This is a genomic window from Domibacillus sp. (assembly GCF_031181085.1).
GTDB lineage: Bacteria > Bacillota > Bacilli > Bacillales > Domibacillaceae > Domibacillus.
The window spans coordinates 15,146-35,226 of the sequence record NZ_JAPSLE010000005.1 but is presented as its reverse complement, the minus strand read 5'-3'; the positions used below and the strand labels follow the sequence as shown (position 1 = coordinate 35,226).

The following is a 20,081-nucleotide window of genomic DNA, read 5'->3' as shown; positions in this document are numbered from 1 at the left end:
ATCCCCTTAACATTAGTTGGCTACAACGTTCACAAGCTTGCCCGGTACAGCAATAACTTTGCGAACCGTTTTACCAGCCAGCTCCGCTGCAAACTGTTCGTCCTGCATGGCCAGTTCTTCCAGTTGTTCACGCGTGGCGTCTTTAGATACCATACGTTTTGCTTTTACTTTTCCATTCAGCTGCAAGACGATTTCGACTTCGTCATCGACAAGCTTTGACTCATCAAATTGCGGCCATGCTTCGTATGTTACCGTCTCGCTGTGGCCGAGCTTTTCCCATAGCTCTTCTGCCAAGTGCGGAGCAAGCGGTGATAGAAGCTTTACAAATCCTTCTGCGTATTCTGTCGGAATTGTTTCGGCTTTGTTCGCTTCATTTACAAATACCATCATTTGTGAGATGGCTGTGTTAAAGCGAAGGCCTTCATAGTCTTCCGTTACTTTCTTCACGGTCTGGTGATACACTTTCTCAAGCGCTGTATCGCCTTCGCCTACTTTTGATGTTAACGAACCATCATCTGTCACAAGCAAACGCCAAATGCGGTCAAGGAAGCGGCGTGCTCCTTCTACGCCGTTCGTGCTCCAGGCAATCGATGCTTCAAGCGGGCCCATGAACATCTCGTAAAGGCGGAGCGTGTCGGCACCATGGCTTTCCACGATTTCGTCCGGATTAACGACGTTGCCTTTTGATTTACTCATTTTTTCATTGTTTTCCCCAAGGATCATGCCCTGGTTAAACAATTTCTGGAATGGCTCTTTCGTATGAACCACACCGATATCATACAGCACTTTATGCCAGAAACGCGCATATAGCAAGTGAAGTACAGCATGCTCTGCTCCACCGATATAAATATCAACCGGCAGCCAGCGTTTTAAAAGATCGGCATCCGCAAGCGCTTCTTTGTTGGTCGGATCGATAAAGCGCAGGTAGTACCAGCAGCTTCCCGCCCATTGCGGCATTGTATTTGTTTCCCGGCGGCCTTTTTTACCTGTTTCCGGATCCACGACATTCACCCAGTCTTCGATAATAGCAAGTGGTGATTCACCAGTGCCGGATGGACGAATTTCCGTCGTTTTCGGCAATACAAGCGGCAGCTCTGATTCTGGAACAGCTGTCATTGTACCGTCTTCCCAGTGAATAATCGGAATTGGCTCACCCCAGTAACGCTGGCGGCTGAACAGCCAGTCACGAAGACGGTATGTCACTTTTTTCGTACCAATGCCTTCTTTTTCGAGCCAGGCGATCATTTGCGCAATCGCATCTTCTTTGTTTAAACCGTTAAGGAAGTCTGAATTAATATGCTCGCCGTCTCCTGTATAGGCTTCTTCTCCTACAGTTCCGCCGGCTACCACTTCCTTGATTGGCAAATCAAATTTCCGCGCAAACTCATAGTCACGCTCATCATGTGCCGGAACGGCCATAATCGCACCCGTACCATATGTGATCAATACATAATCTGCGATCCAGATCGGCATTTTTTCACCGTTTACCGGGTTTACGGCATAAGCGCCTGTGAAAACCCCGGTTTTGTCTTTGGCAAGATCGGTCCGCTCAAGATCACTTTTTGATTTGACTCCATCAATATATTGCTCGACGGCTTCTTTTTGTTCCGCTGTAGTAATTTTTTCAACAAATGGATGTTCTGGAGCCAAAACAGCATACGTCGCTCCAAACAGCGTGTCTGGACGCGTCGTGAATACCGTAAACGTTTCGTCGTGGCCGTCAATATTGAACGTTACTTCTGCTCCTTCAGAACGGCCAATCCAGTTACGCTGCATATCTTTAATGCTCTCTGGCCAGTCCAATTCCTCTAAATCTTCGATCAAACGGTCCGCATAAGCCGTGATTTTAAGCATCCATTGACGCATTGGGCGGCGTTCAACCGGGTGGCCGCCGCGTTCCGATTTCCCGTCAATCACTTCTTCATTTGCAAGAACCGTTCCTAGTGCCGGGCACCAGTTAACCGGCACTTCATCTACATATGCCAGCCCTTTTTTATACAATTGAAGGAAAATCCACTGTGTCCATTTATAATAATCCGGGTCTGTTGTATTGATTTCACGATCCCAGTCATAAGAAAACCCGAGTGATTTGATTTGACGGCGGAAGTTATTAATATTTTGTTCTGTAAATTCGGCCGGGTCGTTTCCAGTATCAAGCGCGTATTGTTCTGCCGGAAGCCCGAATGCATCCCATCCCATTGGATGAAGCACATTGTATCCCTGCATACGCTTAAAACGGCTTAAAATATCCGTTGCCGTATAGCCTTCCGGGTGTCCAACGTGAAGCCCGGCGCCTGATGGATACGGAAACATATCCAGTGCGTAAAACTTCGGCTTATCCAAATTATTGTTCATTTTAAAAGTTTTATTTTGTTCCCAATAGTGCTGCCATTTTTGCTCGATCTTTTTGTGATCAAAATTCATGTTGAAACCTGCCTTCCGTTTATGTACTGCCGATCGAAAACTGAATACGCCGCGCTTCGCGGCCCGCATAATAGATCTAATAGAAAACTCCTGCCCAGCGAGTGGGACAGGAGAGGCTTTTCTCTACCCAAAATGGAGCATTAGTCCGACGGCTTTCTTCATTAATCTTTACCTTTCATTTTAGAAAAATTCCAGCTAATATGCAAGCGCATTTTACCCGCTTCCCTCTTCATGCTACAATTTAAAACGAGCTTTAAAGGAGGAATGAATGATGACAAACCCGTTTCCGTACGCAAGCGACGACAGACGGTATCATACATGGAATTATCATTTGCGGCAGCACTTCGGTCATAAAGTATTTAAGGTAGCACTTGATGGCGGATTTGACTGCCCTAACCGCGACGGCACGGTTGCTTTTGGCGGCTGTACATTTTGCAGTGCAGCAGGCTCAGGTGACTTTGCCGGCGACCGGGTTGACCCGCTGGAAAAACAGTTTCATGATATAAAAACAAAAATGCACGAAAAATGGAAACACGGAAAATATATGGCGTATTTCCAGGCATATACAAATACACATGCGCCGGTTGAGGTGCTTCGTGAAAAATACGAGACAGTCCTGAAACAGGATGATGTGGTTGGTATTTCGATCGCCACTCGTCCAGACTGCCTTCCGGATGACGTTGTTGACTATTTGGCAGAACTGAATGAGCGTACGTATTTATGGGTAGAACTCGGCCTGCAGACCGTTCATGAAAAAACAGCCCGCATTATTAATCGTGCCCACGATTTTCAAACCTATGTGGAGGGCGTTGAAAAGCTGCGTAAGCACAACATCCGTATCTGCTCGCATTTAATTAACGGCCTGCCGCTTGAAACTCCCGAAATGATGATGGAGACGGCCCAGGCTATCGCTGATTTAGATGTACAGGGCATTAAAATTCACTTGCTGCATCTTTTAAAAGGGACGCCTCTTGTCAAACAGTATGAAAAAGGCATGCTGGACTTTTTATCGATGCAGGACTATGCGAAGCTTGTTGTAGACCAGCTTGAAATCCTGCCGCCGGAAATGGTTGTCCACCGCATTACGGGCGACGGCCCAATCGAGCTGATGATCGGCCCGATGTGGAGTGTCAATAAGTGGGAAGTCTTGAATGCCATTCATGCCGAAATGCAAAAGCGTGATACGTGGCAGGGCAAGTTCTACAAAGGAGCTATTGTGCAGCCATGACGCTAGATGGAATTTTGCCGTTCGCGCGGCTTCTCATTCAAAAAACCCTGTCAGATGCCCCATGCTTTGTCGATGCTACAGCCGGCAATGGACATGATACGGTATTTTTAGCCGGGCTGGCCGGCGAAGACGGCCGCGTTTTTGCATTCGACGTTCAAGAACAGGCGATTCATCATACAAAAAAACGCGTAGCGGAAGCGGGCTTCTCAAACCGTGTTTCGCTGTTTCATAGCGGCCATGAAGAGGTCCGAAAGCATATTCCAGACTTCTATCACGGAGGGATCAATGCAGCCATTTTTAATCTCGGCTACCTGCCAAAAGGCGACAAATCGATCATTACCAGACCGGATACCACTATTGAAGCCATCCGCCAGCTGTTTGATATGCTCAAACCCGGCGGTTTGATTGTACTCGTTGTATACCATGGCCATGCAGGCGGCGCTGATGAGCGGAATGCAGTGATTGAATTTGCTGCCGGTCTTGACCAGCAGCGGGCGCACGTGATGCAATACGGCTTTATTAACCAAGTAAACACGCCTCCTTTTATTGTCGCAATTGAAAAACGCCCGGCCATATAAAAAGCTTCCTCCTTGTACAAGGAGGAAGCTTTTTTACAGATTGAAATATCTTCCTGTGTAGGAGATTACTTTTTAACCATCAAATACATAAAATATGGAGCGCCGATCAATGTGACAATAATCCCTGCTGGTACAGAGGTTGTAAACGGCATCAGGCGGCCGATCGTATCCGCTCCAAGAAGCAGCAGTGCGCCGATAACCGCCGCAACCGGCACAAAATGCTGATGACGCGGTCCTGTTAATCCTCTTGCAATATGCGGAGCCATCAAGCCGATAAACACAATGCCGCCGCTCACTGACACAGCTGCTGATGCAAGTGCAACAGAAACGAGCAGCAGCACAATCCGCTCCCTGCCTACTCTTACTCCAAGCCCCGCAGAAGTGCCTTCATTTAAGTTTAATAGATTCAATACATTTGATTTCCACAATACGGCCGGAATCAAGACAACCAGCCATGGCACCAATGCTTTTACAAAGTTCCAGTCATTGCCCCATATATCGCCGGCAAGCCAGCCGGCGATAAATTCATATTCGCGTGAGTCAAACTGTGAAGCAAGGATCAGCATGATGCCCGCCATTGCCATCGCCATGCCGACTCCTGCTAACACAAGACGGATCGGATCAAGGCCTTCTGTTTTATGATAGGAAACTGCGGAGATGATGAGTGCCGTTACCATGCCGCCAATAAACGCGAACAGCGGCACCATATATAAAAATGTAGAAGACTGCGGCGTAAAGACCAACGCGTAAATGGTGACCATCAAGCCCGCTCCCGCGTTAATGCCGAGAATACCGGGATCAGCCAGCGGATTGCGGGAAATGCTTTGCAATATCGCGCCCGAGACGGCCAGCGCCGCTCCGGCCAGCATCGTAATCATCATGCGCGGCAGGCGGAAGCTGTATAAAATAAGCTCTTCTCTGGGTGTCCCATTACCGAGCAGCGTTTCTAGAAGACGCATCGGCGGAACAGCCGCTTTTCCTGACGCAGCACTTGCTATAAATAAAACAACAAGAAGTACAGCTGACACGGTGAAAACGCATCTTGCTCTTTTCTTTAAATGATCATTCATTGTGTGAGCCGCCCCCTTTTGCGAATAAGATAAAGGAAAAACGGCACACCGACAACAGAAATGACCGCGCCGACCGGTGTTTCAAATGGCGGGTTAATCATACGGGCTGCTGTATCAGCCAGCACAAGCATCATGCTTCCGAAAAGGGCTGAGCCCGGAATAATCCACCGGTAATCCGTTCCGACAAGCGCCCGGACTAAATGTGGAGTCATTAAGCCAATAAACATAATCGGTCCCGCGACAGAGACGCCTGACCCAGAGAGAATAAGCACGATCAAAATTAAAATCACTTTTACAAGCGTTGTCCGCTGTCCAAGACCTTTAGCCATTTCCTCTCCAAAGCTTAAAATAGTCAGCGACCTCGACAGCAGAATAGCGGTCAGCAGACCCATTCCAACGATCGGAGCCAACACTTTAAGCTGAGGCCAGCTTGTCCCGGAAACACCCCCGGCCTGCCAGAAAGCAAGATCCTGTGACAACTGAAACATAAGGGCGACCCCTTCTCCAAGTGCCGTTAACAGAGCAGAAATGGCCGCCCCTGCGAGTACAATGCGCAGCGGCGAGAAGCCGCCTTTTTTGATTGAAGCCAGGCCGAATAATAAAACAGCTCCGACAGCTGCACCGGCAAAAGAAAAAAGAATAGCCATTGTATAAGAGCTGGCAGAAAAAAAAGCCAGCATACAGGCAAGGCCAAGACTTGCACCTGTATTCAAGCCAAGCAGGCCCGGCTCCGCCAGCGGGTTACGTGTAACCCCTTGCATAATAGCTCCTGCTGTTCCAAATGCCGCTCCCGTCAGCGCCGCTCCAATCTCCCTTGGCAGACGGATGCCCATAATAATTTGATCTGCTTCACGGCTTGGATCAAATGAAAAAATGGCTTCCCAAACCGTTTTCAGCGTCAGTTCTGCTGCCCCGACCGAAACGGACAGCGCCAGACTGATCAATAAACCTGCAAATCCTGCTAAAAGAACGAATACTCCCGTCTTTGGACGGGAGCCTGCTTGTAATTCTCTTGTATGATTCATACGGATCTTCCCTTTATTGCGCCGCTTTTTTCGTTAAAGCGTCTACGATAAAGTCAAGTTCTTTTTCAACTGAGATCGGATCATTGAAGTAAAAAGAATCCGAGTCGAATGTGATCACGTTCCCTGCTTTCACAGCCGGAATGTTTTTCCAAAGGTCTGTTTCCATAAATGTTGAAGATGATACGTTGGCACCTTCTCCAACGAAAATATAATCACCTGCATATTCTGGAATCGCTTCAGCCGAGATGGCCTTATAGCCTGGTCCAAATGCTTCCGCTTCCACTTTTTCAGGGGCCTTCATGCCAAGAGCCTGATAGATGACTTCTGTTCCACGGCCCCAGTTTTTTCCGTATACATACGTGTCTTTACCGAATGTTTCAACTACAGTTGCTGTGGCATCTGTTCCAATCGCTTCTTGAACCTTTTTCTTCGCTTCTTCTGCTTTTGCATTCCATTCATCTACCCATTTTTGGGCTTCTTCTTCTTTGCCTAAAATTTTGCCGATTTCAAGATGCTGATCAAGATAATTGTATTTCTCGTAAGACAGTCCGACTGTTGGCGCAATTTCTTTGTATTTCGCCATGTTTTCGTCTCCTGTATACGTAATAATCAAATCCGGCTCTAAACCAATCAACGTTTCATAATCATCTGGTGCTACTACTTTTGCATCTTTTAGCTTATCACCTAAAAACTTGCTTTTAGCAGACCAGTCTGTAATCGCAACAGGTGTTACACCAAGCTCCAGGAAATTTCCTGGATACGTAGCAGCCATGACAGCTACCCGCTCTGGATTGGCCGGAATCTCAATGTCACCTTCTTCCGATGCATATGTACGTGTTTCTGCTTTTGTATTTGATTCTTTTTCCTGCCCGCTTTCTTCTTTCTCCTGAGAACACGCGGCTAGGAAAAGAGCACTTATGATCATAAGCAGCGGTAAAACTGAAAATAATTTGCGCTTCATGTTGTTCGTCCTTTCTAAGTGAAAATGATTATCATTAACTAGGTAAATCTTATCGAAAATGATTCTCATTGTCAACGTTATTTTTTAAAAAAGCTCCTTTTAAAGGAGCTTTTTATTACCCACTGCCTCAGCAAGTAATTGAAAGGAGCGTTTCTTTTTTTCAAAATCAAACAAGATCGTCACAGCCATGATTTCATCCGTACCGCATTTTTCCGCTAATTCCTCCAGCTGCGTTCGAACAGTGTCCGGTCCTCCTACAACCATACGCTTTCGGTTTTCTTCAACATGCATCCGCTCAAACTTCCCATATGAGTAAGCCGCTGCTTTTTCCGGTGAAGGTGTGCCGGTTGATCGAATCCCCTGCCCGGTCATCATCAGGGACAGATCAAGGCTTCCCGCAAGAAAATCGGCTTCCTCATCTGTCTCTGCACATACAAGAAAAACGGCCACAGCGGATTTTGGCTCCTTTAAATGAGGAGACGGCTGAAAGGTGCGCCGGTACTCAGCCAGCTCATCGGGCCCCCCGTCGCCATTAATAAATTTAGCAAATACATACGGCAGCCCTTTTTGGGCAGCGAGCGCTGCGCTGGACGGGCTTGAACCAAGCAGCCACACATCAGGCGGTACTTCAAGAGCAGGAGTTGCCCTGACACCAGAATACGCATGGGGAACGGGCTGATCATATAAATAAGCGAGCACATCATCAATTTGTTCCGGAAAGCGGTCTTTTTCCCGCTTCCGGCCATTCGACAGGGCGAACGAGGCCCTCGGCATACCGCCTGGTGCCCGCCCTACACCTAGATCGATTCGCTCCGGAGCAAGCGCAGACAGTACTTTAAAATTTTCAGCAACTTTATAAGCACTGTAGTGTGTCAGCATCACACCGCCTGAGCCAAGCCGAATGCTGTTTGTTTTTGCTGCCAAATGGCCGAGCAGCACTTCTGGCGAAGAGCCGGCGAGTGTATCTGCATCATGATGCTCAGATACCCAAAACCGTTCATATCCAAGTTTTTCCGCCCATTGAGCCAGCTCTACCGTTTCCTGAAGAGCTTTCATAGGGCTTTGTCCTTCCGACAAGGGAGACTGATCCAATATACTAAGCTTCATATGCCCCTCTCCTTTTACCGGCCGGCCTGGCGCATTTTCCGGTATGTTTTGTAAGTTCGGCCATTCCAGTAAAAGAAAATACTGGCCGCTCCAGCCGTATGGACAAGCTTGCGGCAATGTCCACGCACGCTTTTTTTGCCAGCCGCTTTTTCTTCCGATAAGTAAACAGCCACAATGCCCTCAATTAAAAATGAGTGAAACCTAGCGTGCGGCAGCCGTTCGGTTCCTTTCTTTGCATGGCGCAAAAAGTGAAGAAATCGTTCCATCATTTCTGTTTCGCTGTTGTAGTATGTACAGAAATTTAACTCGCCATCTTCCATATCTTCTTCCTGGTCAATAAAATAGTCGAGCAAAATGTGAATTCCCTGCCCATATGGGAAATAGCAGTCACGCACCATTTTGGCGTATGTAGGTGTAAACGCCGGCTGCATCGCACAAGACATTAAGCAGTATACACCGACTGTCGAACCCGTGCATGCGGCAAACTCATACCATTCCATTTCCGGTAAATCCGCTTTGTAACTCTCAAACCAGCGGATCAAGCGCTCTTCCCGCTCTTCTTCGCGAACATGCTTATGAATTTGCAGTTCGCTGTAATAACGGCTTAAATCCAGCACATGCGGTTTTGCCGCTGCAAAGGAAGGTGTTTCTTCCACCACCTGGCGGCAGCCATCAACCAATGCATCTAAATAGCCGCCATCATTCTTTGTTTCACGAAATCGATAATAATCACTTTTAGGCTGGCCGGGGAAAAAACAGTCACGCAGCGCTTCATGAAGCGCCGCGAAATCATTCGGATCAAATGATGTAGTCTGGTCGCATAAATTATCGAGATAATCACAAATTAATTGATAAGGTACAATAAAAGAGATCGCTTCTTTTTGGCTATTACCGGCCAGCATTGAAATCACACCACCTGCTTCGCAGTGAAAGTATTTTTTCTCATACACGTCCATTGCCTGCTTGCGCAGTTCCGGATTGGGTATTTGTTCCGCCAATGCCTTCCATTTACTCCATTCTGTTTTCACAGCAGGGAAAATGGTTTTATATATTTTTCGCATTAACAGGAGCGAATTCGTAGGGACTGTCATGTTCTTACCTCACTTTTCCATAATAAAACCGAGCGACCGCAATCGGTTGTGGACAAAATCGAGCGCATATTGAAATACATCTTCCCGCTCTGGTTCGTTAAAAATTTCATGATAAAGGCCCGGCCATTCCTTATATTGCAGCTCGGACAGCTCCAGCTTTTTGGCAAATGAACGGGCTGTACTTCCGTCGGTGATGCGGTCTTCTCCCGCCTGCATAATCAAGTGGGGAATATCAGGCACTTCTCCCGGTCCAGCTGTGGCGATTTTGATGGCCTGCACAATTTCTCTGTACCACCGAACCGATACTTTCCGGACAAACAAAGAGTCTTCAGCATCAAAAGCCCAAATTTCTTCGTTCCGGGTCGCCATTTCAGACGTAATGCCTGAATCAAATTTCAAGGACGGGGTCATTGAATTTAAGCCGTGTGTAAGCACATTTAAATGCTTAGGCGGCACATGTTTCATTTTAAATAGAGGAGACGACATAATGACCCCAGCGATCTCTGGCTTTTCCTCCTGTAAATAGCGGGTAATCACAAGCGCGCCCATACTGTGGCCCAGCAAAAACACAGGAACGTTAAATTGATACGCTGCCTGCACCCAATCCGATAATTCATTCGTATATTCTTTAAAAGATGAAATGTGGCCGCGTTTTGCACGTGAAGTCATTCCCTGTCCAGGCAGATCTCCCATGACAACATGAAACCCATTTTGCCGCCACATTTCAATAAGCCAGCCGTACCGGCCATGGTGTTCAAGGGCACCATGCACCATCACAATCACGCCTTTTGGCTTTTCTTCACATTCCCATTTCCACATAGTGCTCTCTCCTTCAAAAAACGACAACCGTTTTTTCTATTATACAAATCTTTTGCTGTTCGATAAAATAAAACGGTATAACAGACAAAAAGAAAGGGGACCTAACCATGATTTATCCGTACAAAGATAAACAGCCGGTTATTGCTGAATCCGCTTTCGTTGCGGACTATGCAACGATTACAGGAGATGTCATCATCGGCGAACAATCCACTGTTTGGTATAACACCGTTATACGCGGAGATGTTGCACCGACGATCATTGGCAATAAAGTGAATATCCAGGACAATTCCGTTCTTCACCAAAGTCCAAACAACCCGCTCGTTATTGAAGATGAAGTGACAGTTGGCCACCAAGTGATCTTACATAGCTGTAAAATTCGAAAAGGCGCCCTGATCGGCATGGGATCCATTATTTTAGACAATGCCGAAATCGGCGAAGGTGCATTTATCGGCGCGGGCAGCCTTGTACCGCCGGGTAAGGTGATTCCTCCAAATACAATGGCCTTCGGACGGCCTGCTAAAGTAGTGCGAAATGTAAATGAAGAAGACCGCAAAGACATGGAACGTATCGTGCGTGAATACGCTGAAAAAGGCCAGTATTATAAATCTATTCAAGCATAAAAAAACCATGCCCAAGTATTTGGGCATGGTTTTTTATTACTTCGCAGCTGCTTTCAATGCTTCTGCTTTATCTGTACGTTCCCACGGAAGATCTACATCCGTGCGGCCAAAGTGGCCATAAGCTGCTGTCTGACGGTAAATCGGACGGCGAAGATCCAGCATTTTAATAATGCCTGCTGGACGAAGATCGAAGTTTTGACGGATTACGTCAACAAGCGTTTCTTCTGCTACTGTTCCGGTTCCGAATGTATCAACTGAAATGGATACCGGATGTGCTACACCGATTGCATAAGCAAGCTGTACTTCACATTTGTCCGCAAGGCCAGCTGCTACGATGTTTTTCGCTACATAGCGTGCTGCATAAGCGGCAGAGCGGTCAACTTTTGTTGGATCTTTACCAGAGAATGCGCCGCCGCCGTGACGTGCATATCCACCGTACGTATCCACAATGATTTTACGGCCTGTTAAGCCTGCATCCCCTTGAGGTCCGCCGATAACGAAACGGCCTGTTGGGTTAATAAAGAATTTTGTTTCCGCGTCGATTAATTCGGCTGGAACCACTTCATTAATCACTTGTTCGCGAATTTCTTTTTGAATTTGCTCAAGTGTTACTTCTGGATGATGCTGCGTAGAAATAACGATTGTATCAACACGCACAGGTTTACCGTTTTCATCGTACTCAACTGTTACTTGCGTTTTACCATCTGGACGAAGGTAATCAAGTGTCTCGTTTTTGCGCACCTCTGTTAAACGGCGTGCCAATTTATGAGCAAGTGAGATTGGAAGCGGCATAAGCTCTTCTGTTTCGTTACACGCAAAACCGAACATTAAGCCCTGGTCTCCGGCACCGATTTCATCAAGCTCTTTATCCGTCATTTGGCCTTCACGCGCTTCAAGAGCTACGTTAACCCCTGCTGCAATATCAGGTGACTGTTCATCGATAGATGTTAAAACCCCTGCTGTTTCAGAGTCAAATCCGTATTTTGCACGAACATACCCGATTTCTTTTACCGTTTCACGAACAATTTTTGGAATATCCACATAAGAAGAAGTGGTAATTTCCCCTGCAACCAGAACAAGTCCAGTTGTTACAGATGTTTCCGCTGCCACGCGGGCATTCGGATCTTTGTCAAGAATGGCATCAAGAATCGCATCGGAAATCTGATCACAGATTTTGTCCGGATGTCCTTCCGTTACGGACTCTGATGTAAACAGACGGCGCTGTTTTGTCATGAAAAAATTCCTCCTTAAAATCAGTGTGTGTACGGTACTCATTTCCCTCAGGTGATCCAGAAAATAAAAAAACTCTCCCGGCATTGAGAGAGGAAAGGTTGTTTTCACTCGGGCCTTTCACTCTTATCGTCCAAGGCTGATCCTTGCTCAGGTTTAGCACCTTGTCCGTAAAGTACGGCAGGTTGCTGGGTTTCACAGGGCCTGTCCCTCCACCAACTCAGGATAAGAGTATCCGTTCAAGTGTCAATGTTACGAAATATCGCGCTTCGTGTCAACCCGTTTCTCTTTCAAAAAGCAAACAATTTTTAAAGGTGCTTTTTTTTGTGTATCCTGCTTTTCTTCCTATTTAATTAAATTCACATATTTACTAGCATGGACCAAAAAATATAAAAATATACGAAAAATTTCATCCAATAGTATAGACTATTCGTTTCAATGTGTTATACTAATTTCAAGTTAATCAAACATATTAAAACTCAAATAAAGGATGGTTGTACATGATGAACTCTTTAACTGTTTCCAGCGAATTAACTGAGCTGCTCAAAGGCTCCAATATTCTCGTTCAGCCTTCTGTACCGGTTCTTGTAGAAAAGGTACTTCAGCGCGGCGAAGGTGTTTTAACCGCGTCCGGTGCTGTTCGCGCCGAAACAGGCAAATATACAGGCCGCTCTCCAAAAGACAAGTTTACTGTCCGGGAAGCATCTGTTGAAAACAGCATAGACTGGGGTTCAGTCAACCAGCCGATTTCTGAAGAAGCATTTAACCGCTTGTATGAAAAAGTGGTTTCTCATTTAAAAGAAAAAGAAGAACTGTTTCTTTTCAAAGGCTTTGCCGGCGCGGATCAAAAACACCGCCTTCCGATTCAGGTTATAAATGAATATGCCTGGCATAACCTATTCGCGCACCAATTGTTCATTCGTCCAACAGAAGAAGAGCTTAGAACACATGACGCAGGCTTCACTATTTTGTCAGCGCCTTCTTTCCAGGCGGATCCTCTTACAGATGGCACAAACTCTGAAACATTTATTATTGTTTCCTTTGAACAGCGTGTTATTCTTATTGGCGGCACAGAATATGCCGGTGAAATGAAAAAATCCATTTTTTCTGTGATGAACTACCTTCTGCCGCAAAATAATGTCCTGCCAATGCATTGCTCAGCAAACGTCGGCTACGAAGGAGATGTAGCCCTGTTCTTTGGTCTTTCGGGTACTGGAAAAACGACGCTTTCCGCTGATCCAAACCGCCGTTTGATTGGTGATGATGAACATGGATGGTCCGCCAACGGAGTGTTCAATATTGAAGGCGGCTGCTATGCAAAGACAATTGGCCTGACACGCGAAAAAGAACCGCAAATTTTTGATGCGATTCGTTTTGGTTCTGTTCTTGAAAATGTTGTTCTTGATTCTAAAACACGGGAGCCGGATTACGACGATAACACATTAACCGAAAATACACGGGCCGCTTACCCGCTTCAAGCCATTGATAATATTGTAGACCCGAGCGTTGCCGGCCATCCGAATACGATTATTTTCCTGACTGCAGATGCGTTTGGTGTGCTGCCTCCAATCAGCAAACTGTCGAAAGAACAAGCAATGTACCACTTTTTAAGCGGATATACGTCTAAACTTGCTGGCACAGAACGCGGTATTACAAGCCCTCAGGCAACGTTCTCTACTTGCTTTGGGTCACCGTTCCTGCCGTTGCATGCAACGGTTTATGCAGAAATGCTCGGCAAAAAAATCGATGAGCAAAATGTGCAAGTTTTCCTCGTGAACACAGGCTGGACAGGCGGCGAGTATGGAACTGGCGAACGAATGAAGCTTTCCTACACACGTGCAATGATTCAAGCTGCTCTAGAAGGCGAATTGGCGCACACACCAACCTATAAAACAAAAGTTTTTGGCCTGGAAATTCCGCTTCATGTTCCAGGTGTGCCGGATGATGTTTTGATTCCGCGCAAGGCATGGGCGGATGAAAAAGCCTTTATGCAAAAAGCGCAGGAATTAGCAGCAAAGTTCCGGGAAAACTTCAAAAAATTCAGCGGTGTAGCAGATGAAATTGCCCAAAAAGGCGGTCCGCTTCTTTAACCCATACAAAAAGCCCGAAGGATCAATCCTTCGGGCTTTCTTACTTTTCGTCGACACTCTTAAAGCCCGAGGGACTGTCTCTTGGGCTTTCATTTTTAATTCGTTGATTTCAAAGAAACGAGCGTATACGTAATGGTCGTTTTCTCCTGTTGCCATTCTACTTTTTTTATGAGGGCAGTACCGCTTTGTTCGCTGTCCTTTGTTTTAAACACGGCAATTGGAATATCAATTGGATACAGCCGGTAGCCGTCTTTTTGAAGAACAAAACGATTTTCTTCCTCCCGTACTTCATTTCCTTTTGTGACAATCATCGTATTTAGTTCCATAGGCATTCCCATGATTTTAGTCCCCCTTTATCCATTTTGCAATGTAACCGACAATCTGACGGTTTACTGCAGGTGGTATGTAATGATCATATTTATCCAAATACATCGTGTCTGCATGCGGCACAGCTTCCTTCAGCCTATAAGCATGCTCTACCGATACATTCTTGTCACTGCGGCCGTGAATAATCAGCACGGGCGCTGTGATCTGTCCGGCTTCTTCTAGGGGTGTCCGCCAGTCGTACGCCTCCGGCACTTTTTGGGGCGTTCCGCCGATCACACGTTTCATCATTCGGCGCATATCCTTTCTTTCTTCATACGTAAGTTTCATGTCGGATACGCCGCCCCATGTAACAAGTGAAGACACCGGCCGGTGGATGGCTGTCCAAAGAGCCATGATGCCGCCACGTGAAAAGCCAAACACATGAATCCGGCCATTTTTTACACGCGGATGATTTCTTAAAAGGTCAAAAGCGCTAAAGGCATCTTCGCGGTCTTCTCCTGCGAAGTCTTCATTTCCTTCTCCGCCGCGATTGCCTCTGTAAAACGGTGCGAAGACAATAAATCCCTCTGCAGCGAATTCGGCGACTCTTGACGGCCGCACCATGCCAATGCCTTTAATACCGCCTCGCAAGTATAAAAAACCTTCGTACGATTCCTGGTCAGCCGGCTCCGCTAAAAAGCCTTTCACTAAAAGACCCGCAGACTTATAATGAACCAGGAAAAGACGTACATGTGGATTTGGCGATGGGTACGGTATGCACTCCATTAGACCAGCCCCTTTCTTCTTACTTCTGATAACGCGAGCGGAATCATTTCATCTTTCATTAAAAAGGAATAATGAGCTCTAAAGCGCGCTTCGAGCAAATCATCCCTTTCTATATATGGACCGTCTGTTTCTAAATAATCTTGTTTCTTTTTTATATCCGTTACGTGCGCAAAAAAAACCGCTTTTAAAAACGGCTGTTCTGGTGCATGAACGTAATACTCACCTATGAAGTGCAAACCGGATATCGCGGCCCCCGTTTCTTCTGCCACTTCCCTCTGGGCTGCTGCTTCAAGCGTTTCACCCGGTTCTCTTTTTCCGCCCGGACATTCAAGACCTCGCACTTTATGTTTTGTTAAAAGCCAAGAATGCTCGAATCGGCATAAAACAAGAACGTGAGACGGCACCCTTCCAAACGCTCCTTTTTTAAACACCATCGTAACAGGATAATTGTTTTGATCGGTAAAACTGTGCAACCGGCATCCCTCACCCCTGCTTGCTTTCTCTCTATTATACGTTATTTTTCCACTTTTTTATATGTTGTCGTGCGTCTTCATCTCCAAGTTCATAGATTTTTTCGTATACGGCCATCATATAGTCGTCATATCGGTCATTGTTTTGATCTTCATGATACGGAATAGCAGGAACGTGCGCCCGCCAAAACGAGCCAAAGTCCTCCCGATTCATTCCGTTTAACAGCTCCCGCAGTGACTGTATTTCCCTATCATTGGCAAAAACACGAAAATTCCATGGGGATACATCCGGCTGTGATTGAATCTCTCCATTCGCGATGGCAATATAGTAAGGCTGTTTTTCCACATCAATCCCTCCTTTTTACAGCATGTGCGCTTTTTCTTTTCTTCATTCAATAAAAAAAGTTGGAATATGATAGCGTTTTCATGTATAACTATATATATATTCTTAAAAAGGAGGCACAGCGATGAAATTTGTAAATGAATTGTTTGAACTGTATCGCGGCCGGCTGCAGGGAACAGAAGACGACCTGGATATGATCACGCTGACCGTTCTTGGTGAAATGACTGAGACAGATATCCTGTCCATCATTGGAGAAATGCCGAATGAAGAACTTGCCTGGCTGTTCCGCGTTTATTTGTACGAAGGATTAAAAGAAAAATTCAACCAGGATCAAATACCTGCCGACCGAAACCGCCTGCTCCATTAATACATAAAGAAAAAACGGAGAATACTCACTCTCCGTTTTTTTGTTTCCTTTCATAAAAAAAACCGAGCTCTTATCGGCTCGGCTTGTTCATTATTTTCCTAGGAATGATTTAAGCATCCAAACATGCTTCTCCAGGCTTTGGTGGATCGCCAGAAGCATATCGCCTGTTGTTTCATCGCCTACTTCAGCGGCTAAATCCATTGCCTCTTTTAATTCGCCAGTCAGCGTTGTAAAGTCATTGACAACTGACTGTACCATTCCTTCCGCAGATTCCTGCCCTTCTGCTTCATTTACCGTTGCCAGTTCAAGGGATTCACGAAGCGTTGCTACCGGCTTTCCGTCCAGCGCCAAAAGACGCTCAGCCAGCTCATCAATATGCCCGCTTGCTTCAGTGTATAACTCTTCAAATTTTGCATGCAGCGTAAAGAACTGAGGTCCTTTTACATACCAATGATAGTTATGAAGCTTTGTATAAAGCACCGTCCAGTTTGCAACCTGTTTGTTTACACTGCTGATTAGCTGTTCTGACATAAAAGAATCTCCTCCAACATTTTCAAATTTATCTCGACCTTTTTAGTATACCACTCTTATACAGAACTAAACAAAAACGTGATACACTATGAAAAAAGGAGGGATTTCCTTGTCGGATATGATGATGGTCCTTATCGTTTCTGTGCTTGTTGTTCTCGTTGTACTGGCTCTTTCCTTATTCACCATTCAAAAAGGATACCGTTACAAACACACGATTGATCCGCCAAAAGAAAACTCCGCAGATGAAAAACAGGAGGAAAAATGAAAAAGCTATTCTTGTTTTTGATCCGCTTTTACCAAAAAGGAATTTCACCGCTAAAGCCGCCTTCATGCCGCTTTTATCCGACTTGTTCCCATTATGGGTACGAAGCCGTTCAAAAGCATGGAGCCCTAAAAGGCGGACTGCTTGCTGTTATTCGTATTTTAAAATGCCATCCATTTCACCCTGGCGGCGTAGATTATGTGCCCGAAAAGTGGCCGCTAAAAAAAAGAAATTGAATTAAGCGGAATGAACCGCTTTTCGCTGCTTTTCTATTCGCTTCCGGCTGACTCCGAAGCCAATGCCTGGTTCCTGCGACAAGTGAATCCGGCCGTTTTGAACAAAAATGCTGGGCTCAATAAAATCTTCTTCCCAGTAATAGTCAGTGGAGACAATGTCACCTGGCATCGTAAATCCTGGAAGCGAAGCAAGCGCCACATTGTGTGCGCGCGAAATGCCAAATTCAATCATTCCGCCTGCCCAAAGATCGATATTCTGTTGAATGCAGTAATCATGAATGCGCTTTGCTTCCGATATTCCTCCTACCCGGCTGAATTTTACATTGATCACCCGACAGGCCTTCATTTCAACCGCACACTTGGCATCGTGGAAAGAACGGATGCTTTCGTCTAAACAAACCGGTGTCTTAAGCTGGCGCTGCAGCTTTGCATGGTTCCACATGTCGTCTGCTTCAAGCGGCTGTTCAATCATCATCAGCCCATATGTATCAAGTGTTTTTAAATGATCGATATTCTGCAGCGAGTAGGCTGAATTGGCATCAGCCATCAGCGAAATGTGTGGGTATGCTTTACGAATCGCTGTCAGCATTTCGATGTCGGAGCCCTGGCTGATTTTTACTTTAATGCGCCCATATCCAGCTTCCACATGAGCTTGTATGCGTTCCAGCATGTCGTCCGTTGTTTTTCCTGAAGCAACCGCTCCGGCCGAAATGGATGAGCGCGTTCCGCCAAGCACTCCAAAAAGCGGCTGATCCAGCTTTTTAGCGTACAAATCCCATAGTGCTGATTCTACACCCGCTTTAGCCATCTGATTGCCCCGTACCGCCCAAAAAAGGGACGATGCATCCGCCGGATGAGAAATATCATGCTCTTTCAGCAACGGAAACAGCACGTCCTTTATAATGTGCCACTCTGTGGCCACCGTTTCTTCCGTGTACCATGGCGTAGAAAAAGCGGACGCTTCTCCCCAGCCTACTGTCCCATCCCGGTCTTCTACCTCAATGATAATCGCTTCCCGCTTCGTGACCGTTTCCAAATGTGTGTAAAACGGCGCTTTCAGCGGCATTTCTACTACATGCATCGTGAGCCGCTTAATGTTCATAACGCTCACTCCACTGCCTCGCCAGTTCACGTCGGAGCAATTTATTTGCCGCATTTCTTGGCAGGACTTCTACTTCAATAAAATAAGCCGGCACTTTAAAACGGGCGAGCTTTTCCTGACAGAAATGCATCAATTCCACTTTCGAAACCGGAGATTGCGCCACATAAAAAGCAGCGGGAACACTTCCCCATCTCTCATCCGGCACACCCGCCACCCCGGCTTCTAAAAGAGCTGGATGACCGGTAAGGACGGACTCGATTTCGGCCGGGTAAATATTTTCACCGCCAGAAATAATTAAATCGGAACGGCGGTCCAGCACATATAAAAATCCTTCTTCATCAAGCCGGCCAATATCTCCAGTCCGAAACCAGCCGTTTTGAAAAGCCTGCTCGTTCGCGTCCGGGCGGTTTAAGTAGCCTGGCGTCACGTTGGGGCCGCTGACCCAAATTTCCCCCTCATCTTCTCCATCAATATGGATCGCACATGGAAACAAAGGCTTGCCGGCGGAACCGATTTTCCGGAAAGCATCTTCTGGTGCGAGCGTTACAATTTGAGAGGAAGTCTCAGTCATCCCGTATGTTTGGTAAACAGGGATCCCTTTTGCCTGGCACGTCTCCAATATGGAAAGAGGAGCAGGACCTCCGCCAAGAAGAACACAGCGAAGCCGGGCATGGTACGCTCCCTCGAGTGCATGCAGCATGGAAGAAAGCATGGCCGTGACAACTGAAATCATGGTCACTCGTCCTTCTTGTAACAATCCGTTTACATAGTTCGGATCAAATTTTTCAACGAGGCACACTTCCATCCCATACAACACGCTTTTCATTAAAATAGAATACCCTGAAATATGAAATAGAGGCACCGCACAAAGCCAGGCATCGTCCGAGTGAAGACCAAGATTTAAAGCCGAAGCTGTCGCGCTGGCATAATGATTGCCATAGGTCTGTTTAACACCTTTTGGCTGTCCTGTTGTACCAGATGTATACATAAGCGAGCAAATGTCTTCTAAAGCAAACATTTCACGCTTGTTTTCTTTCGCTGCTTTCTCGAATGAGGTAAAACAAAAAGAACGTATAGCTGTCACAGAATGAGCTTTATTCCGATGCTCCCCGTCATACAGCAGACACACAGCATCGGCATCTTGAAGCTGCCAGGCCAGTTCTTCTGCGGCCAGCCGGCTGTTTAGCATTACTGCTGCAGCGCCGATCTGCTGAAGAGCATGAATGAGAAAAACTGTGTCCGGACGATTTCCTGCCAGCACACCGCAATAGTCGCCTTTTTTTATTCCCGCTGCCTTCAATTGATCTGCCAGCACAGATGCTTTATCGAACAATTGTGAAAAGGTCCATGTTTCGTCATAAAAAGCAAGAGCCGTTCGCTCAGGAGTTAAAAAAGCACGCTGCTGAAGCCAGTTTGGCATATTCATTATGATCAT

At 46.3% G+C, this 20,081-nt stretch carries 22 protein-coding genes and 1 riboswitch; of the genes, 7 read left to right on the top strand and 15 right to left on the bottom strand.

Annotated features, from left to right (window positions below; translation table 11 throughout):
* Positions 1-12: 12 nt before the first annotated feature.
* On the bottom strand, positions 13-2,424 hold the full coding sequence (gene leuS, locus RIN81_RS09090; RefSeq protein WP_309089463.1) for a leucine--tRNA ligase: 2,412 nt from the start codon (positions 2,422-2,424) through the stop codon (positions 13-15).
* 271 nt (positions 2,425-2,695) lie between these two features.
* Between leuS and mnmL the strand changes: the two genes are divergently transcribed.
* A complete protein-coding gene (mnmL, locus tag RIN81_RS09085; RefSeq protein WP_242233209.1) occupies positions 2,696-3,652 on the top strand; it encodes a tRNA modification radical SAM protein MnmL/YtqA in 957 nt (318 codons plus the stop codon).
* A complete protein-coding gene (gene mnmM, locus RIN81_RS09080; RefSeq protein ID WP_309089461.1) occupies positions 3,649-4,230 on the top strand; it encodes a tRNA 5-(aminomethyl)-2-thiouridylate-methyltransferase MnmM in 582 nt (193 codons plus the stop codon). The genes mnmL and mnmM overlap by 4 nt, the downstream gene beginning before the upstream one ends.
* A 65-nt stretch (positions 4,231-4,295) precedes the next feature.
* Here the strand turns inward: mnmM and RIN81_RS09075 are convergent, their stop codons facing one another.
* The 6 genes from RIN81_RS09075 to RIN81_RS09050 form a co-directional block, all read right to left on the bottom strand.
* Complete coding sequence (locus RIN81_RS09075) at positions 4,296-5,300, bottom strand: FecCD family ABC transporter permease (RefSeq protein ID WP_309089459.1); 1,005 nt, start codon at positions 5,298-5,300, stop codon at positions 4,296-4,298.
* Positions 5,297-6,325 (bottom strand): FecCD family ABC transporter permease, encoded by a 1,029-nt coding sequence (locus RIN81_RS09070; protein ID WP_309089457.1) that lies wholly within the window; start codon positions 6,323-6,325, stop codon positions 5,297-5,299. Before RIN81_RS09070 ends, RIN81_RS09075 begins: the two co-directional genes overlap by 4 nt.
* Positions 6,326-6,338: 13 nt before the next feature.
* Complete coding sequence (locus tag RIN81_RS09065; protein WP_309089455.1) at positions 6,339-7,286, bottom strand: iron-hydroxamate ABC transporter substrate-binding protein; 948 nt, start codon at positions 7,284-7,286, stop codon at positions 6,339-6,341.
* Positions 7,287-7,385: 99 nt separating this feature from the next.
* Positions 7,386-8,393, bottom strand: coding sequence for an LLM class flavin-dependent oxidoreductase (locus RIN81_RS09060; protein ID WP_309089452.1), 1,008 nt, complete (start codon positions 8,391-8,393; stop codon positions 7,386-7,388).
* Positions 8,394-8,407: 14 nt separating this feature from the next.
* Positions 8,408-9,484, bottom strand: coding sequence for a tetraprenyl-beta-curcumene synthase family protein (locus tag RIN81_RS09055; protein WP_309089450.1), 1,077 nt, complete (start codon positions 9,482-9,484; stop codon positions 8,408-8,410).
* A 9-nt stretch (positions 9,485-9,493) separates the two neighbouring features.
* Entirely contained in the window at positions 9,494-10,303 is an 810-nt protein-coding gene (locus RIN81_RS09050; protein ID WP_242233202.1) for an alpha/beta hydrolase, read from the bottom strand.
* Positions 10,304-10,410: 107 nt separating this feature from the next.
* Between RIN81_RS09050 and RIN81_RS09045 the strand changes: the two genes are divergently transcribed.
* On the top strand, positions 10,411-10,923 hold the full coding sequence (locus tag RIN81_RS09045) for a gamma carbonic anhydrase (protein WP_309089448.1): 513 nt from the start codon (positions 10,411-10,413) through the stop codon (positions 10,921-10,923).
* A 36-nt stretch (positions 10,924-10,959) separates the two neighbouring features.
* Here RIN81_RS09045 and metK read toward each other — a convergent pair whose 3' ends face one another.
* Entirely contained in the window at positions 10,960-12,156 is a 1,197-nt protein-coding gene (metK, locus tag RIN81_RS09040; RefSeq protein ID WP_309089446.1) for a methionine adenosyltransferase, read from the bottom strand.
* Positions 12,157-12,276: 120 nt separating this feature from the next.
* A riboswitch (SAM riboswitch) is annotated at positions 12,277-12,385 on the bottom strand.
* Positions 12,386-12,656: 271 nt separating this feature from the next.
* Here metK and pckA point away from each other — a divergent pair.
* A complete protein-coding gene (gene pckA, locus RIN81_RS09035; protein ID WP_309089856.1) occupies positions 12,657-14,243 on the top strand; it encodes a phosphoenolpyruvate carboxykinase (ATP) in 1,587 nt (528 codons plus the stop codon).
* 95 nt (positions 14,244-14,338) lie between these two features.
* On the opposite strand, the gene RIN81_RS09030 is transcribed toward pckA, so the two are convergent.
* From RIN81_RS09030 to RIN81_RS09015, 4 genes are read right to left on the bottom strand one after another with little or no spacing between them, the layout of a single operon-like run.
* Complete coding sequence (locus RIN81_RS09030) at positions 14,339-14,581, bottom strand: DUF2584 domain-containing protein (RefSeq protein WP_242233199.1); 243 nt, start codon at positions 14,579-14,581, stop codon at positions 14,339-14,341.
* 4 nt (positions 14,582-14,585) lie between these two features.
* On the bottom strand, positions 14,586-15,335 hold the full coding sequence (locus RIN81_RS09025) for an alpha/beta hydrolase family protein (protein WP_242233198.1): 750 nt from the start codon (positions 15,333-15,335) through the stop codon (positions 14,586-14,588).
* On the bottom strand, positions 15,335-15,808 hold the full coding sequence (gene ytkD, locus RIN81_RS09020) for an RNA deprotection pyrophosphohydrolase (RefSeq protein ID WP_309089443.1): 474 nt from the start codon (positions 15,806-15,808) through the stop codon (positions 15,335-15,337). The genes RIN81_RS09025 and ytkD overlap by 1 nt, the downstream gene beginning before the upstream one ends.
* 34 nt (positions 15,809-15,842) lie before the next feature.
* On the bottom strand, positions 15,843-16,151 hold the full coding sequence (locus RIN81_RS09015; protein WP_309089441.1) for a hydrolase: 309 nt from the start codon (positions 16,149-16,151) through the stop codon (positions 15,843-15,845).
* Positions 16,152-16,272: 121 nt separating this feature from the next.
* Here RIN81_RS09015 and RIN81_RS09010 point away from each other — a divergent pair, with 121 nt between their 5' ends.
* Positions 16,273-16,515: a DUF6154 family protein gene (locus RIN81_RS09010; RefSeq protein WP_242233195.1), complete on the top strand. Its 243-nt coding sequence runs from the start codon at positions 16,273-16,275 to the stop codon at positions 16,513-16,515.
* A 90-nt stretch (positions 16,516-16,605) separates the two neighbouring features.
* Here RIN81_RS09010 and RIN81_RS09005 read toward each other — a convergent pair whose 3' ends face one another.
* The gene (locus RIN81_RS09005; protein ID WP_309089438.1) at positions 16,606-17,046 is read right to left on the bottom strand and encodes a Dps family protein; all 441 of its coding nucleotides are present in this window, start codon (positions 17,044-17,046) and stop codon (positions 16,606-16,608) included.
* A gap of 118 nt (positions 17,047-17,164) precedes the next feature.
* Here RIN81_RS09005 and ytzI point away from each other — a divergent pair, with 118 nt between their 5' ends.
* Positions 17,165-17,311 carry a YtzI protein gene (ytzI, locus tag RIN81_RS09000; RefSeq protein WP_309089854.1) on the top strand — a complete coding sequence of 49 codons (147 nt, stop codon included), beginning with the start codon at positions 17,165-17,167 and terminating at the stop codon, positions 17,309-17,311.
* Positions 17,308-17,544 (top strand): membrane protein insertion efficiency factor YidD, encoded by a 237-nt coding sequence (gene yidD / locus RIN81_RS08995; protein WP_251269714.1) that lies wholly within the window; start codon positions 17,308-17,310, stop codon positions 17,542-17,544. Before ytzI ends, yidD begins: the two co-directional genes overlap by 4 nt.
* A 1-nt stretch (position 17,545) precedes the next feature.
* Here the strand turns inward: yidD and menC are convergent, their stop codons facing one another.
* Both menC and RIN81_RS08985 read right to left on the bottom strand, forming a co-directional pair.
* The gene (gene menC, locus RIN81_RS08990; protein ID WP_309089435.1) at positions 17,546-18,646 is read right to left on the bottom strand and encodes an o-succinylbenzoate synthase; all 1,101 of its coding nucleotides are present in this window, start codon (positions 18,644-18,646) and stop codon (positions 17,546-17,548) included.
* Positions 18,636-20,075: an o-succinylbenzoate--CoA ligase gene (locus RIN81_RS08985; RefSeq protein WP_309089852.1), complete on the bottom strand. Its 1,440-nt coding sequence runs from the start codon at positions 20,073-20,075 to the stop codon at positions 18,636-18,638. The genes menC and RIN81_RS08985 overlap by 11 nt, the downstream gene beginning before the upstream one ends.
* Positions 20,076-20,081: the final 6 nt, after the last annotated feature.

Excerpts from the sequence above, each read along its gene's own strand:
- leuS (WP_309089463.1), bottom strand. The coding sequence starts at position 2,424 with ATGAATTTTGATCACAAAAAGATCGAGCAAAAATGGCAGCACTATTGG.
- mnmL (WP_242233209.1), top strand. The coding sequence starts at position 2,696 with ATGACAAACCCGTTTCCGTACGCAAGCGACGACAGACGGTATCATACA.
- mnmM (WP_309089461.1), top strand. The coding sequence starts at position 3,649 with ATGACGCTAGATGGAATTTTGCCGTTCGCGCGGCTTCTCATTCAAAAA.
- RIN81_RS09075 (WP_309089459.1), bottom strand. The coding sequence starts at position 5,300 with ATGAATGATCATTTAAAGAAAAGAGCAAGATGCGTTTTCACCGTGTCA.
- RIN81_RS09070 (WP_309089457.1), bottom strand. The coding sequence starts at position 6,325 with ATGAATCATACAAGAGAATTACAAGCAGGCTCCCGTCCAAAGACGGGA.
- RIN81_RS09065 (WP_309089455.1), bottom strand. The coding sequence starts at position 7,286 with ATGAAGCGCAAATTATTTTCAGTTTTACCGCTGCTTATGATCATAAGT.
- RIN81_RS09060 (WP_309089452.1), bottom strand. The coding sequence starts at position 8,393 with ATGAAGCTTAGTATATTGGATCAGTCTCCCTTGTCGGAAGGACAAAGC.
- RIN81_RS09055 (WP_309089450.1), bottom strand. The coding sequence starts at position 9,484 with ATGACAGTCCCTACGAATTCGCTCCTGTTAATGCGAAAAATATATAAA.
- RIN81_RS09050 (WP_242233202.1), bottom strand. The coding sequence starts at position 10,303 with ATGTGGAAATGGGAATGTGAAGAAAAGCCAAAAGGCGTGATTGTGATG.
- RIN81_RS09045 (WP_309089448.1), top strand. The coding sequence starts at position 10,411 with ATGATTTATCCGTACAAAGATAAACAGCCGGTTATTGCTGAATCCGCT.
- metK (WP_309089446.1), bottom strand. The coding sequence starts at position 12,156 with ATGACAAAACAGCGCCGTCTGTTTACATCAGAGTCCGTAACGGAAGGA.
- pckA (WP_309089856.1), top strand. The coding sequence starts at position 12,657 with ATGAACTCTTTAACTGTTTCCAGCGAATTAACTGAGCTGCTCAAAGGC.
- RIN81_RS09030 (WP_242233199.1), bottom strand. The coding sequence starts at position 14,581 with ATGGGAATGCCTATGGAACTAAATACGATGATTGTCACAAAAGGAAAT.
- RIN81_RS09025 (WP_242233198.1), bottom strand. The coding sequence starts at position 15,335 with ATGGAGTGCATACCGTACCCATCGCCAAATCCACATGTACGTCTTTTC.
- RIN81_RS09010 (WP_242233195.1), top strand. The coding sequence starts at position 16,273 with ATGAAATTTGTAAATGAATTGTTTGAACTGTATCGCGGCCGGCTGCAG.
- RIN81_RS09005 (WP_309089438.1), bottom strand. The coding sequence starts at position 17,046 with ATGTCAGAACAGCTAATCAGCAGTGTAAACAAACAGGTTGCAAACTGG.
- ytzI (WP_309089854.1), top strand. The coding sequence starts at position 17,165 with ATGATGATGGTCCTTATCGTTTCTGTGCTTGTTGTTCTCGTTGTACTG.
- yidD (WP_251269714.1), top strand. The coding sequence starts at position 17,308 with ATGAAAAAGCTATTCTTGTTTTTGATCCGCTTTTACCAAAAAGGAATT.
- menC (WP_309089435.1), bottom strand. The coding sequence starts at position 18,646 with ATGAACATTAAGCGGCTCACGATGCATGTAGTAGAAATGCCGCTGAAA.